At 64.7% G+C, this 13,367-nt stretch carries 9 protein-coding genes (1 of these 9 cut by a window edge); 6 read left to right on the top strand and 3 right to left on the bottom strand.

The window, feature by feature from the left end; all coding sequences use genetic code 11:
* Positions 1-243: 243 nt before the first annotated feature.
* Positions 244-1,026, bottom strand: a complete 783-nt coding sequence (ubiG, locus tag CS1GBM3_RS12420; RefSeq protein ID WP_072395666.1) for a bifunctional 2-polyprenyl-6-hydroxyphenol methylase/3-demethylubiquinol 3-O-methyltransferase UbiG — start codon at positions 1,024-1,026, stop codon at positions 244-246.
* Between the two features lie 240 nt (positions 1,027-1,266).
* Between ubiG and CS1GBM3_RS12415 the strand changes: the two genes are divergently transcribed.
* From CS1GBM3_RS12415 to CS1GBM3_RS12395, 5 genes are all read left to right on the top strand, one after another.
* Positions 1,267-2,529, top strand: coding sequence for an aspartate kinase (locus CS1GBM3_RS12415; protein ID WP_072395664.1), 1,263 nt, complete (start codon positions 1,267-1,269; stop codon positions 2,527-2,529).
* Positions 2,530-2,705: 176 nt separating this feature from the next.
* Entirely contained in the window at positions 2,706-4,964 is a 2,259-nt protein-coding gene (ptsP, locus tag CS1GBM3_RS12410; RefSeq protein ID WP_072395662.1) for a phosphoenolpyruvate--protein phosphotransferase, read from the top strand.
* A gap of 29 nt (positions 4,965-4,993) precedes the next feature.
* Positions 4,994-6,079 carry a peptide chain release factor 1 gene (prfA, locus tag CS1GBM3_RS12405; RefSeq protein ID WP_072395660.1) on the top strand — a complete coding sequence of 362 codons (1,086 nt, stop codon included), beginning with the start codon at positions 4,994-4,996 and terminating at the stop codon, positions 6,077-6,079.
* Positions 6,069-6,977, top strand: a complete 909-nt coding sequence (gene prmC / locus CS1GBM3_RS12400; protein ID WP_244534641.1) for a peptide chain release factor N(5)-glutamine methyltransferase — start codon at positions 6,069-6,071, stop codon at positions 6,975-6,977. Before prfA ends, prmC begins: the two co-directional genes overlap by 11 nt.
* A 511-nt stretch (positions 6,978-7,488) precedes the next feature.
* Entirely contained in the window at positions 7,489-8,331 is an 843-nt protein-coding gene (locus tag CS1GBM3_RS12395) for a DUF4167 domain-containing protein (protein WP_072395658.1), read from the top strand.
* A gap of 79 nt (positions 8,332-8,410) precedes the next feature.
* Here CS1GBM3_RS12395 and CS1GBM3_RS12390 read toward each other — a convergent pair whose 3' ends face one another.
* Positions 8,411-9,169: an MOSC domain-containing protein gene (locus tag CS1GBM3_RS12390; protein ID WP_072395656.1), complete on the bottom strand. Its 759-nt coding sequence runs from the start codon at positions 9,167-9,169 to the stop codon at positions 8,411-8,413.
* A 202-nt stretch (positions 9,170-9,371) separates the two neighbouring features.
* Between CS1GBM3_RS12390 and clpB the strand changes: the two genes are divergently transcribed.
* Complete coding sequence (gene clpB, locus CS1GBM3_RS12385) at positions 9,372-12,008, top strand: ATP-dependent chaperone ClpB (protein WP_072395654.1); 2,637 nt, start codon at positions 9,372-9,374, stop codon at positions 12,006-12,008.
* A gap of 59 nt (positions 12,009-12,067) precedes the next feature.
* Here clpB and CS1GBM3_RS12380 read toward each other — a convergent pair whose 3' ends face one another.
* Positions 12,068-13,367, bottom strand: partial view of a M23 family metallopeptidase gene (locus CS1GBM3_RS12380; protein ID WP_072395652.1) — the 3' portion only. Its footprint extends 716 nt past the window's final position; only the last 1,300 of its 2,016 coding nucleotides appear in the window; its start codon lies beyond the right edge, outside the window — the gene reads right to left on this strand; its stop codon occupies positions 12,068-12,070.

The following is a 13,367-nucleotide window of genomic DNA, read 5'->3' as shown; positions in this document are numbered from 1 at the left end:
ACCCCTTCTCCGCTCGCCGCGTAGCCCTCACTGGCCTCCGAAGCGATGTCTCACTTCGAGGCGGAAGGGCCTGCCGATTTTTTTGGTTCGCGCGAGCAGCGGCAGCTATAGGAGTTAAAATCGAAACCCGTCAAGCATGATGACCCCTGTTTAGGTGCGACACGGCTTCTGCTTTCTCATTTTCCGCGAAATTTGGCGGGGAGCGCGGATGCGTTTTGCGATTTGGCCGGCAGAATTAGCAAATTATTGCGCTCGGGATTCTGCCGCGGGGCGCGCCGCCGAAGCGAGGTAGTTGACGTCCGTTTCGGAAGCCAAGCGCCACTCGTCTTTTAGGGGACTGTAGACAAAACCTTCGAAGTGCGGCTGAGAAAGCCCGGCTGCCGTGATGTGGCCCGCCAGCTCGTCGGGCTTCACGAAGCGATCCCACTGGTGCGTGCCGCGCGGTAGCCAGCCGAGCACGTACTCCGCCGCGACGATGGCAAGGGCGTAGGACTTCAGCGTCCGGTTGATGGTCGAGAGGATCAGGAGGCCGCCGGGGCGGACGAGGGTGGCGCAGGCTTTCACGAATGTCGCGACGTCCGGCACGTGCTCGACGACCTCAAGCGAGACCACGGCGTCGTACTGCTCTCCGGCGGCGACCAAGTCTTCGACGGTTGCGACGCGGTAATCGATCGCGAGATTCTGCGGCGCAGCATGGTCGCGCGCTATGGCGATGTTCTGGGCGCCGGGATCGATGCCGGTGACGCCGGCCCCCAGACGCGCCAAGGGTTCCGACATCAGGCCGCCGCCACAGCCCACATCCAGCACAGTGAGATCCTTGAGCGGGCGCAGGCCGTTCGAGCCGCGGCCGAAATGGCGCAGGAGCTCGTTGCGGACGAAGGTCAGCCGCGCCGGGCCGATCTGGTGCAGGGGACGAAATTTGCCCGTCGGGTCCCACCAGGCCTTGGCGAGCGCCTGAAAGCGCTCGACTTCGGCGCTATCGACGTTGTCCGCGCGGGGGTGCTGCTCGGTCTTGCTGTCGGTCATGGTCCTGGTCTCACTCACTGGGGCCGAACGTGACAGGGCGGCCGGGTTTGTCAATGTTGCGGAGTAGTGTTGCGGCGGCCCGGGGTTCCCGGTAAGAGAACCCCCGAAAAGAGGGCGATTCAGTGCATTCGGCGAGGTCGCGGGCGCTTCGGCGGCCGTCTCGCAGCGAGATGCACCGTTCCGACGCCACTCCCCCTTACAACCGGGCTTCCCTCAAACGAGGTCCACGCGGTCTAGGCCATGGCTGTTGTCGTGATGAAATTCGGCGGGACCTCCGTCGCTGACGTCGAGCGCATCCGGAACGTTGCGCGCCACGTCAAACGTGAGGTCGATGCCGGAAACAAGGTGGCGGTGGTCGTCTCGGCCATGGCGGGCGCCACCAATCAGCTCGTGGCCTGGGTCAACGAGGCTTCGCAGCTTGCCGACAAGCGCGAGTACGACGCGGTGGTGGCTTCCGGCGAGCAGGTGACGGCCGGACTCATGGCTATCGTGTTGCAGTCGATGGGGATCAAGGCGCGCTCCTGGCAGGGCTGGCAGGTGCCGATCGAGGCCAATACGGCGCATGGCTCGGCGCGTATCGCCGGCATTCCGGGCGAGGATCTGCGCCGCTCGCTCGACGCAGGCGAGGTGGCCGTCATTACAGGCTTCCAGGGTGTCGAGCCGAAGGCCAATCGCATCGCGACGCTCGGGCGCGGCGGGTCCGACACCAGCGCCGTTGCCGTTGCGGTGGCGCTCAAAGCCGACGTTTGCGACATCTACACGGATGTGGATGGTGTCTACACAACCGATCCGCGCATCGTGGCCAAGGCCCGCCGTCTGCCGAAGGTCAGCTACGAGGAAATGCTCGAGATGGCTTCATCGGGCTCCAAGGTGTTGCAGACCCGCTCGGTCGAGCTCGCCATGGTCAACCAGGTGAAGACGCGGGTGCTATCGAGCTTCGTCAAGCCAGAGGACATGGCGCCCGTCAGGTCCGGCAACCTCGAGAACATCGGGACAATCGTTTGCGGCGAGGATGAGATCATGGAAAACCAGGTCGTCAGCGGCATCGCCTACGCCCGGGACGAGGCGAAGATCACTCTGCTCAAACTCGAGGACAAACCTGGCATCGCCTCGCGCATCTTCGTGCCGCTGGCGGAAGCCTCGATCAATGTCGACATGATCGTGCAGAACGTGGCGGCCGATGGGCACCACACCGACATGACGTTCACCGTTCAGGCTGCGGAGCTTCCGCGTGCGCTCGAAGTGCTGAAGGCAGCCCAGGCCGACATCGGGAATTTCGACCTCATCAGCTCTGCCGACGTGGCCAAAGTTTCGGTCATCGGCATCGGCATGCGCAGCCACGCTGGTGTTGCAGCGCAAATGTTCAAAGCCCTTGCGGAGAAGGGGATCAATATCCTCGCGATCTCCACGTCTGAGATCAAGATCAGTGTGTTGATCGATGCGGCCTATGCCGAGCTTGCAGTCCGAACGTTACATACCGAGTACGGACTCGACGCGACCTGACGCAGCGCAAACGCGCGTTAAGGTCCGGCTATCGCTTTTACGGATGCATTTCCGCATTCGCGCTTAATTTGACGTATAACGGCCCCATAGCCGTCTCCCCTCCCGGAGGCGCCGGGTCCCTAATGTAAAACGGCCAACCGCTTATGCACTCGAGACGCGGCGACGAGCCCCGTGTGATGCCTTCCGAGCCGGCGCTGCGTGTCATCATGCGCCGGCTGCGCGACATCATGGCCGAGCCCGCCGACGGGCAGGAGCGGTTGGATAGGATCGTGCGGCAGATCGCAGGCGTCATGGTGGCGGACGTCTGCTCGATCTATCTCAGGCGGCAGGACGGCTCCTTGGAGCTGTTCGCGAGCGAGGGCCTCAAGCAGGCTGCCGTGCACGCGACGATGCTGAAGCGCGGCGAGGGCCTTGTTGGGCGCTGCGCGGAGATTGGCGTACCGATCAACGAGCCGGATGCGGCCAAGCACCCCGCCTTCTCCTACCGGCCGGAGACGGGCGAGGAAGTGTATCATTCCCTGCTCGCGGTGCCGATCCAGCGTAGCGGGCAGGTGCTTGGCGTGCTGGTGGTGCAGAACCAAACGGCCAAGGAATATTCCGAGGAAGACGTCGAGGTGATGCAGGCGACGGCCATGGTCGTCGCAGAGCATCTGGTCTCGGGTGCGGTCTCCGGCGTGGGGTCCGCGATCGATCTCTCGCGGCAGCTGTCGCGTGTCGTCTCGGGCGAAGCGATCTCGGACGGCATCGCGCTCGGGCACGTCTTGCTGCACGAGCCGCGCATCGTTGTCACCAAGCTGATGTCGGACGATCCGGCTCACGAGCTGCGGCGGCTCGAGGATGCTCTGCTCGAACTTAAGACCTCGCTCGACGACATGCTGAGCCATGAGATGCTGTCGGGGGCTGGCGAGCATCGTGATGTGCTCGAGGCCTATCGCATGTTCGCGCACGACCGCGGGTGGGATCGGCGGCTGCGTGAAGCTGTGCAGAGCGGGCTCACGGCGGACGCTGCCGTGGAGCGCGTCAAGAACGGTACGCGGGCGCGTATGCTGACCAAGCCGGACCCGTTCTGGCGCGAGCGTCAGCGCGACCTCGACGACCTGTCCGACCGTTTGCTGCGGATTCTGGCAGGCGTTGCCTCGGGGCCGTTGAGCCCGCAGGAGATGCCGACCGACACCATCCTTGTCGCGCGAACGATGGGGCCTGCGGAGCTGATCGACTACGATCGGACGCGCTTGCGCGGTCTCGTCATCGAGGATGGCAGCGGGCAGAGCCACGTGGCGATCGTCGCCAAGGCGCTGGGCATTCCGGCGGTCGGGCAGGCCGAGGGCATCGTCGAGCGAGTGACGGCCGGCGATGCAATTATCGTCGACGGCGTGATCGGCGAGGTGCACGTGCGGCCCTCGGCGGAGGTGGTGTCTGCCTACACCGACAAGGTGCGTTTCCGCGCGCGGCGGCAGAAGCAGTACGAAGCGTTGCGCGATCTGGCGGCGGAGACGGCGGACGGCGAGAAGATTGCGCTGCAGATCAACGCCGGTCTGCTCGCCGACATGCCGCACCTCGCGGAGTCGGGCAGCGACGGCATCGGCCTGTTCCGCACCGAGCTGATGTTCATGCTGTCGCACAGCCTGCCGCGCGTCGGCCGGCAGACGGCGGCCTATCAGGCGATCCTGGACGAGGCGCAGGGCAAGCCTGTGGTGTTTCGCTCGCTCGACATCGGCGGCGACAAGATTCTGCCCTATCTGCCGCATGTGCCGGAAGAGAACCCCGCCATCGGTTGGCGGGCGGTGCGGATGTCGCTCGACCGGCCGTCGCTATTCCGTATTCAGATCCGTGCGCTCATCCGCGCGAGTGTGGGGCGGGAGCTGCGGGTTATGATCCCGATGGTCTCGGTTGCGACCGAGATGGATCAGATCCGCGAGCTGATCGAGAAGGAGCGGCAGCTCGCGGCCGCGCGGGGCGCCAAATTGCCCGAGAAGATGCTGATCGGCGCCATGATCGAGGTGCCGAGCGTGCTGTTCGAGCTCGACGAGCTTCTGACCCGCGTCGATTTCGTATCCGTCGGCAGCAACGACCTGCTGCAGTTCCTGTTCGCGGCCGACCGCTCGAACGCGCGCGTCGTCAACCGGTTCGACTCGCTGTCGGTGGCGTCGCTGCGGGCGCTGAAGCAGTTGGCGCGGGCTTGCCGGCGTCATCAGGTACCGCTGACGCTGTGCGGCGAGATGGCTGGACGCCCGATCGAGGCCATGGCGCTGATCGGGCTTGGCTTCCGGACGCTGTCGATGGCGCCGGCTTCGATCGGGCCGGTCAAGACGATGATCCGGGCGCTCAATGCGGAGGCGATCACGACCCTGATCGACCAGTTGCTTGCCGGGCGCACCGGCAGCCTGAGAAAAGATCTCGAGGACTTTGCCGCGCACCACGGCATTGAAATATAAACGGGCAAACGCCCCTCATCCGAAGACCCATGAGCGTCATTCCGAAAGAAAAGCTGGCCCGACTGGTCGAGCGCTACGAGACCATCCAGGCCGAGCTCAACCAGGGCGCGCCGCAGGCGACCTATGTGAAGCTCACCAAGGAGCTTGCCGAGCTCGAGCCTCTGATCCGCACGGTGCGGGAACTCGAGGCCGCGGAGCAGGAGAAGCGCGATCTCGAGGCTTTGATCCGCGATCCGTCGCAGGACAAGGACATGGTCGAGATGGCGCGCGAAGAGCTCGGGCAGATCGATCCGCGCATCGAGGAGATCGAGCACCAGCTGCGCGTGCTGCTGTTGCCGAAGGATTCGGCCGACGAGAAGAGCGCCATCCTGGAGGTACGCGCCGGCACCGGCGGCGACGAGGCCGCACTGTTCGCGGCCGATCTCTATCGCATGTATCAACGCTATGCGGATTCCAAGGGCTGGAAGACGGAGATCATCTCCATGTCGGAGAACGATCTCGGCGGTTACAAGGAGATCATCGCCTCGATCACCGGCAAGGGCGTGTTCGCGCGGCTCAAATACGAGAGCGGCGTGCACCGGGTGCAGCGCATCCCGGCGACAGAGAGCGGCGGGCGCATCCATACGTCGGCGGCAACCGTCGCCGTGCTGCCCGAGGCCGAGGATATCGATATCGATATCAAGGATCAGGACATTCGCATCGATACGATGCGTGCGGGCGGCGCGGGCGGCCAGCACGTCAACAAGACGGACAGCGCCGTGCGCATCACGCATCTGCCGACGGGGCTTGTCGTGGTCTCGGCCGAGAAGTCGCAGCATCAGAACCGCAGGCTCGCCATGCAGGTGCTGCGCTCGCGACTGTTCGAGCTGGAGCGTGAGCGCGCCGACAGCCAGCGCAGCGAGGCGCGCAAGAGCCAGGTCGGCTCCGGCGATCGCTCGCAGCGCATCCGGACCTACAACTTTCCGCAGGGGCGCGTCACCGATCACCGCATCAATATGACGCTGCACTCGATCGATCGCATCATGGAAGGCGTCGGCCTCGACGAGATCATCGACCGGCTCATCGCGGAGCATCAGGCCGAGGCATTGGCGGCCATGGAAAGCCATGGCGCCTAAGGCGTACGCCGCCGGTTTGCAGCTCGCCGGCGTGTCCGTGCGCGACGCCATGGCGGCGGTTGCGCGGTCGCTCGAGGCGTCAGGCATCGATGGGGCGGTGCGCGACGCGCGGCTGTTGGTGCTCGAAGCGCTTGGGATCGCGGCGACGGATCTCCTGCGCGACCCGGAGCGGCGTCTATCAGTCGACGAGGCTGCGCGGCTCGCGGCGTTTGCGCGCCGCCGCGGCGCGCACGAGCCTGTGTCGCGGATCGTCGGTACGCGCGGCTTCTACGGGCGCACGTTCAAGATCACGCCTGCGACGCTCGATCCACGGCCTTGTACCGAGACGGTGGTCGAGGCGGCGCTCGAAATCGCCGACCGGGAGGGCTGGCGCGAAACGCCGATCCGCATTCTCGATGTCGGCACGGGCACGGGCGCGCTGCTCCTCACGCTGCTCGCGGAGCTGCCGAAGGCGACGGGCGTCGGCACGGACATCAGTGAAGCGGCCCTCGCGGTGGCGCGCGAGAACGCGAGCATGCTCGGCGTGGCGGGGCGCGCAACGTTTCTCACTCGGCGGACCCTTGACGGGATCGAGGGGACGTTCCATCTCCTGGTTTCCAACCCGCCCTACATTCCGACGCGTGAGATCGCGGCCCTCGATCTGGAGGTGCGGGAGTACGATCCTTTCACAGCGCTTGATGGCGGCGCGGATGGTCTCGATATCTATCGCGCGCTTGCGCATGGTCTTCAGAGCGCAGTCCCTGAGGGGTGGGCCGTTTTCGAGGTCGGTGCGGGGCAAGCTAAGGCAGTGGCTCAGATGCTTCGCAGTGCCGCAGGGGCCGCTGCCCCGCCAGAGATCAAGATTTGGAAGGATTTAGGGCATCACGAACGCTGTGTGGCTGTGCGGACACATTGTTAGCCATGGCGCTAAAAACTCTTGGATTTGGTCCGCAGCGGGGCTATTGTATGGGAAGAAAGTTTAGCTTCATGCGCAGCTCGTTTATGACCGCGGTTCGCCCGCTAGGCCGGCTGTCATTATTTGGCGCATGAAGTGGTGCGAGACAGGCCGATGAGTGCTGTCAGTGGTGCCGCAGATGCAGGCGCCCGGCGGCGGGCCAGAGAGCCGATCGCACTTTCGCTCCTCCCTAATGGACATGCTGCTGTCGATCGAGCACGGGAATAAAGACGGATCTGAATGGCGGACGCGGGGGTTCGCATTGCGCCGCTCACTATGAGCACGCTTTGGGCCGGAACGGGTCCGTAGCTGGTGTGGCGGGGACACTGCGCGCTGGGAAACCGGTGCAAGGCCTTCGGTGCGGCCAACGGGATTCGTTATTTGTCGACGAGCGCAACGAGGGTTTGAGCGTAAAGCTGCAACACGCGCGTGCGTGCAGGGATTTTGATTTCGCAACTTGTTGAGAATGGAGCCCATGAGGCAGGGACAGCAGAACCGCAGAGGTCGCGGCCGCAACAACAACAACAATAATAACAATCAGGGCCGCAAAGGTCAGAATCCGCTGACGCGCAGCTTCGAAAGCACGGGGCCCGACGTCAAGCTACGCGGCACGCCCGCCCATATCGCCGAGAAATACATCGCGCTTGCGCGCGACGCGCAGTCCTCGGGCGATCCGGTGCTGGCAGAGAACTATCTGCAGCACGCTGAGCACTATAACCGCATCATCATGGCCTACCGCGAGCAGCAGATGGCGCAGGGCGGCGGTGAGATGCAGAACGGCGCTGGCCGGCCGCGGCATCCCGGCTTCGGCGAGCCGGTTTCGCTCAACGACGATTTCCATGACGACGACGGCGAGTTCGGCCCGGATCAGCCGCAGCAGCCTTACGTGCCTCAGCTCCGCGAGGGTGGCAGCCACCAGTCGCGCCAGCATGAGGGCCAGCCGCGCTACGAAGGCGGGCGTTCGTTCCAGAACCGTGACCGAGATCGCGACCGGCATGGTGGCGATCGTGATCGTGGGTATGGTGACCGGGACCGGGGAGATCGCGACCGCGATAGAGACCGGGATCGGGGTGATCGCTTTGCGCGTGACCGGCCTGAGCGCCCCGAGCGCATCGAGCGTGCGGATCGCCCGGATCGTGCGCCGCAGCCCGACATCGCCGTGGAGACGCCTCGGCGTGAGCGCCAGGCGGTGCCGCATCACGAACAGCCCGAGTTCCTGCGCCGTCCGGTGCGTCGGCCACGGCGTGAGACCAGTGCCGCCGCCGAGGGCGAAGGGGCCCCGGCTCCGACGCCGGCCGTGGAAGGCAGCGGCGAGTAATAGGCTCGCTTCATAAGTCTCATTATCGACAAGGCCGCGGATGATCTCCGCGGCCTTTGTTTTGGGCTGCTGGCGTGCGTCAGGGTGGCGTGAGGGCGTCGCCGACGGCGAGGGTGCCTTCGGACGCGATCGTGGCGTAGACGCCAAAATCCTCGTGGCCGTACTCGCGTTTCAGGAAGGCGGGGATGTCCATATCGCGGTTGCCGGTTTTCGGATCGACGTTGGTCGCGGCGCATCGCGCCGTGCGCTCGACGACGTTGAGGCGAACGTGGCCGGCGGAGACCTCCCTATCGATCCAGGACAGCTCGCTCCAGGGCTCGAGGCCGTCGACGATGATGTTCGGCCGGAAGCGAATCGGATCGATGGGGCGGCCCATGACGCGCTCGAGGTCGCGCAACGTCGCGAGATTGATGATGTGAACGCAGCGCACGCCGCCTTCGGTGATGAAGTACTCCTTGCCGCCGACGATCTTGGGGCGTCCACGCATCCTGTCGCCCATGAAGGCGGCGATGAACTGCTCGAGGATCTGGCGGCCCGATGAGGCCGAGAGCTGGCCGCTCGCGACCTGACGCCCGGCGCGCAACAGCACGAGGCGCTCGGTTTCCTCCTCGAAGTGGGCTTCGAGTGCCGCGAGCCGTTCGTCGCGCATCAGAATCAGAAAGCTGATATCCGGCACGGGGCGCGGGTCTGCGGGATCGAAGCGGCTCGGGCCGTTCTCGATGGCCCAAGCGCGGTCGAAGGGAAGCGCTCCGTCCGGCTGCACTTCGGCGCGTTCGAGAGGGTCGGGCGAGAGGCCTTTGACCGGATAGCGAAAGAGTCCCGTAACCACGCCCGTCATTCCAGCTCCCTTCGGGTGACGATCGGCTTTTTGATATGGCGCAATGCGGTCCCCTTTATACGACGTTAGGCAGCCCTATATCTCGTCCAGTCGGTCGCTGCCGGGTGCCGTCTTGGGCTCGGTTGTGGCCGCAATCTGGTTCATGACGGCGCTCCGATCCGTGCCGAAAGCAGGGCGGTGGGGCGCGCTTGGAGGTTAACCCATGGATTTCGAAAGATATACCGATCGCGCCAAAGGCTTCGTGCAATCGGCACAGGGGCTCGCTCTGCGCGAGGGACACCAGCAGTTCACGACCGAGCATCTGCTCAAGGTGCTGCTCGAGGACAACGAAGGCGCCGCCTCCGGGCTGATCGCGCGTGCGGGCGGGAACGCTCAGCAGGCGCTTGAAGCGGTGGAGCGGGCGCTAGCGCGCCGGCCGAAGGTTAGCGGTGGCGGGGCGGGGCAGCTTTACCTCGCGCCTGAGTTCGCGCGCGTTTTCGATAACGCTGAGAAGATCGCCGAGAAGGCCGGTGACCGCTATGTGACGGTCGAGCGGCTCTTGCTCGCGCTGGCTCTTGAGAAGAGCTCGGAAGCGGGCCGCATCCTGTCGGAAGCGGGCGTTACGCCGGAGAAGCTCAACGCGGCGATCAACGAGATTCGCAAGGGCCGCACGGCCGATACGGCGAGCGCTGAGCAGAGCTTCGAGGCCCTGAAGCGCTATGCGCGCGACTTTACGGAGGCGGCGGCCAACGGCAAGCTCGATCCGGTCATCGGCCGTGACGAGGAGATCCGGCGCACCATCCAGGTGCTCTCGCGGCGCACGAAGAACAATCCTGTGCTGATCGGTGAGCCCGGCGTCGGCAAGACGGCGATCGTGGAAGGCTTGGCGCAGCGCATCGTGCAGGGCGACGTGCCGGAAAGCCTCAAGGATAAGAAGCTTCTGTCGCTCGACATGGGCTCGCTGATCGCTGGCGCGAAGTTCCGCGGCGAGTTTGAGGAGCGCCTGAAGAGCGTGCTCAACGAGGTGCAGGCTGAGGAAGGCCGCATCATCCTGTTCATCGACGAGCTGCACACCATCGTCGGCGCCGGTAAGGCCGAGGGTGCGATGGACGCCGGCAACTTACTGAAGCCTGCGCTCGCGCGCGGCGAGCTGCATTGCATCGGCGCGACCACGCTCGACGAGTACAAGAAGCACATCGAGAAGGATGCGGCGCTCGCGCGGCGCTTCCAGCCCGTGTTCGTGGACCAGCCCTCGGTTCAGGACACCATCTCGATCCTGCGCGGGTTGAAGGAGAAATACGAGCTGCATCACGGCGTGCGGATCACGGATTCGGCGCTCGTTTCGGCGGCGATGCTCTCCAACCGCTACATCACGGACCGCTTCCTGCCGGATAAGGCCATCGACCTTGTCGACGAGGCCGCTTCGCGCCTGCGCATGCAGGTCGACTCGAAGCCCGAGGAGCTCGATGCGATCGATCGCGACCTCATGCAGGCGAAGATCGAGCGTGAGGCGCTCAAAAAGGAAACCGATGCGGCGTCGAAAGACCGGCTCGAGAAACTCGAGGGTGTGATCGCCAACCTCGAGGAGAAGTCGCGCGCTCTGACGGAACGGTGGCAATCCGAAAAGGACAAGCTCGGCTCGGCACAGAAGGTCAAGGAAGAGCTCGACAAGGCGCGGACAGAACTCGTGCAATCGCAGCGCAAGGGCGACTACGGGCGCGCGGGTGAACTTGCGCATGCTGTCATCCCCGAGCTCGAGCGCAAGCTGAAAGCCATCGAGGAGAGCGAAGGCGCCATGGGTGTCATGGTCGAGGAGGCCGTAACGCCGGACCAGATCGCGGCGGTCGTGTCGCGCTGGACGGGCGTGCCCGTCGACAAGATGCTCGAAGGCGAGCGTGACAAGCTTCTCAAGATGGAAGAGGCGCTCGAGAAGCGCGTGATCGGCCAAAACGAGGCTGTGAAGGCCGTTGCAACCGCCGTTCGGCGTGCGCGAGCGGGCTTGCAGGATCCCAACCGTCCGATCGGGTCGTTCATGTTCCTCGGGCCGACCGGCGTCGGCAAGACGGAGCTGACCAAGGCGCTCGCGGCGTTCCTGTTCGACGACGAGACGGCAATGGTGCGCATCGACATGAGCGAATACATGGAGAAGCACTCCGTGTCGCGGCTCATCGGCGCGCCGCCGGGCTATGTCGGATACGAGGAGGGCGGCGCGCTCACCGAGGCGGTGCGGCGGCGGCCGTATCAGGTGATCCTTTTCGACGAGATCGAGAAGGCGCACCCGGACGTGTTCAACGTGTTGCTGCAGGTGCTCGACGACGGGCGCCTGACGGATGGCCAGGGCCGCACGGTCGACTTCAAGAACACGCTGATCATCATGACGTCTAACCTCGGGGCCGAGTATCTCGCCGATCCGCGGCAGCCGATGGGCTTCGGAGCCCCGGAAGACAAGGACCGGGTGATGAGCGAGGAGGAGGCGTACGGTCTCGTCATGGATGCCGTGCGACGCCATTTCCGACCCGAGTTCATCAACCGCATCGACGAGATTGTCGTGTTCCACCGTCTGCCGCGTGAGGCCATGGCGGGGATTGTCGACATCCAGATGAAGCGGCTGCAGGCGCTTCTCGCCGATCGCAAGATCGGAATCGAGCTCGACGATCAGGCGCGGACCTGGATTGCCAACAAGGGCTACGATCCGATCTACGGCGCGCGGCCTTTGAAGCGCGTGATTCAGAAAAACGTGCAGGATCCGCTCGCGGAAGAGATCCTGCGCGGGACGATCAAGGACGGCGACACGGTGCGTGTCTCGGTCAAGGACGGTGCTCTGACGTTCAATGGCGTGCAGACGAAAGCGGCGGCGTAAATCTCTGCGGTAGAAGCAATAAATCCCTCTCCCCGTGGGTAGCGGGGAGAGGGATTTTTTTATTTGCTGGCCGTCATGACCGGGGTGCGGCGCATCAGCTCGTCGATGCGGTTGCGCTCCTTCTGGAACTCCAGAAGCTCTTTGCCTGCGAGCTGACGCTCGCGCGGCACTTCGATCGAAAGCGGATTGACGAACTGGTTGTTGACCAGGATCTCGAAGTGCAAGTGCGGGCCGGACGAGAGGCCCGTGGTGCCGATGTAGCCGATGACCTGACCCTGGCGCACCTTGACGCCGGGTGATGCGCCTGGGGCGAAGCGCGACATATGGCTGTAGGCGGTCTGATAGCCGTTTGCGTGACGGATGCGGATGTAATTGCCATTGTAGCCCTTGCGGCCGGCCTCCTCGATGGTGCCGTTGGCGGCGGCCATGATCGGCGTTCCGGTGGGCGCGGCCCAATCGATGCCGGTGTGCATCTTGTACTCGCCGAGCAGCGGATGGCGGCGAGTGCCGAAACCGGAGGTGAGGCGCACGTTGTCGCCGCGAACGGGGCGTCTGTTTAGGAACTTCTTCGCGTTGTTACCGCGGGCGTCGTAGTAGTCGATCTGCCCGTCAACCGTGCGGAAGCGATAGTAGCGTCGGACCTCGTCGCCGGTGGCGATGGACGTGTACAGCAACTCGCCCGGAGGCCCTTCGGCGCCGCCTTCATCCTTCAAATCAAAGAACATCTCGCAAGTGTCTCCCGCGCGAAGACGCCGGCGGAAATCCGTCTCGTAAGCGTGGATGCGGAGGAGCTGCTGGATGGTCTCGTCGGGTACGCTCTCGGCCAGCGAGGCGTGGTAGAGCGCGGCGTAGAGGCTCGAGGTCTGCGGTGCGCCGCTGTCGCTCATGGCGAGGCGCACCAGCGTGTCATCGTCGATCGGCTTGGCGCTTGCCGTGAACTCGCCGGAGGGGCTGCGTGACACGGTGACCTTGTGGGCGTGACCCTCGTCGAAGACCGAGAAGCGTACCGGCTCCATGCGGTTTTGCGTTAGCGAGGGCTGAAGCGCGATGTGCACCTCCTGGCCAGGCAGCACGGCCTTTTCCGCGAGTACCGGCTTCATGGCCTCGATCATTTCGCGAATCTGCCAGGTGTTAGCGCCGGCGTCGGCGAGCACCTGATTCAACGTCTGGCCCTCGCGCACCGTTTTCACGACAGGCTTCAGGAGGTCGATGTCGCTCGAGCCTCCCTCGTCGCCAGCCTTGGCGAGCACAGTGGTGTTCGGCGGCACGACCTCCTCGTGACCCCCGAAGCCAAACTCGGACTCGGGTGGCGTGCTGGTGGCGAGCAGCTCGGGCTCTGCGGCGGCTTCCGTTTCGCTT

The organism is Hyphomicrobium sp. CS1GBMeth3 (genome assembly GCF_900117455.1).
GTDB lineage: Bacteria > Pseudomonadota > Alphaproteobacteria > Rhizobiales > Hyphomicrobiaceae > Hyphomicrobium_C.
The sequence above is the reverse complement of the archived record's forward strand: the minus strand, read 5'-3'. Positions and strand labels throughout refer to the sequence as shown.

Bases quoted from the DNA above. Each gene is read 5' to 3' on its own strand.
- ubiG (WP_072395666.1), bottom strand. From the start codon at position 1,026: ATGACCGACAGCAAGACCGAGCAGCACCCCCGCGCGGACAACGTCGAT.
- CS1GBM3_RS12390 (WP_072395656.1), bottom strand. From the start codon at position 9,169: ATGACGGGCGTGGTTACGGGACTCTTTCGCTATCCGGTCAAAGGCCTC.
- prmC (WP_244534641.1), top strand. From the start codon at position 6,069: ATGGCGCCTAAGGCGTACGCCGCCGGTTTGCAGCTCGCCGGCGTGTCC.
- CS1GBM3_RS12415 (WP_072395664.1), top strand. From the start codon at position 1,267: ATGGCTGTTGTCGTGATGAAATTCGGCGGGACCTCCGTCGCTGACGTC.
- prfA (WP_072395660.1), top strand. From the start codon at position 4,994: ATGAGCGTCATTCCGAAAGAAAAGCTGGCCCGACTGGTCGAGCGCTAC.
- ptsP (WP_072395662.1), top strand. From the start codon at position 2,706: ATGCCTTCCGAGCCGGCGCTGCGTGTCATCATGCGCCGGCTGCGCGAC.
- CS1GBM3_RS12395 (WP_072395658.1), top strand. From the start codon at position 7,489: ATGAGGCAGGGACAGCAGAACCGCAGAGGTCGCGGCCGCAACAACAAC.
- clpB (WP_072395654.1), top strand. From the start codon at position 9,372: ATGGATTTCGAAAGATATACCGATCGCGCCAAAGGCTTCGTGCAATCG.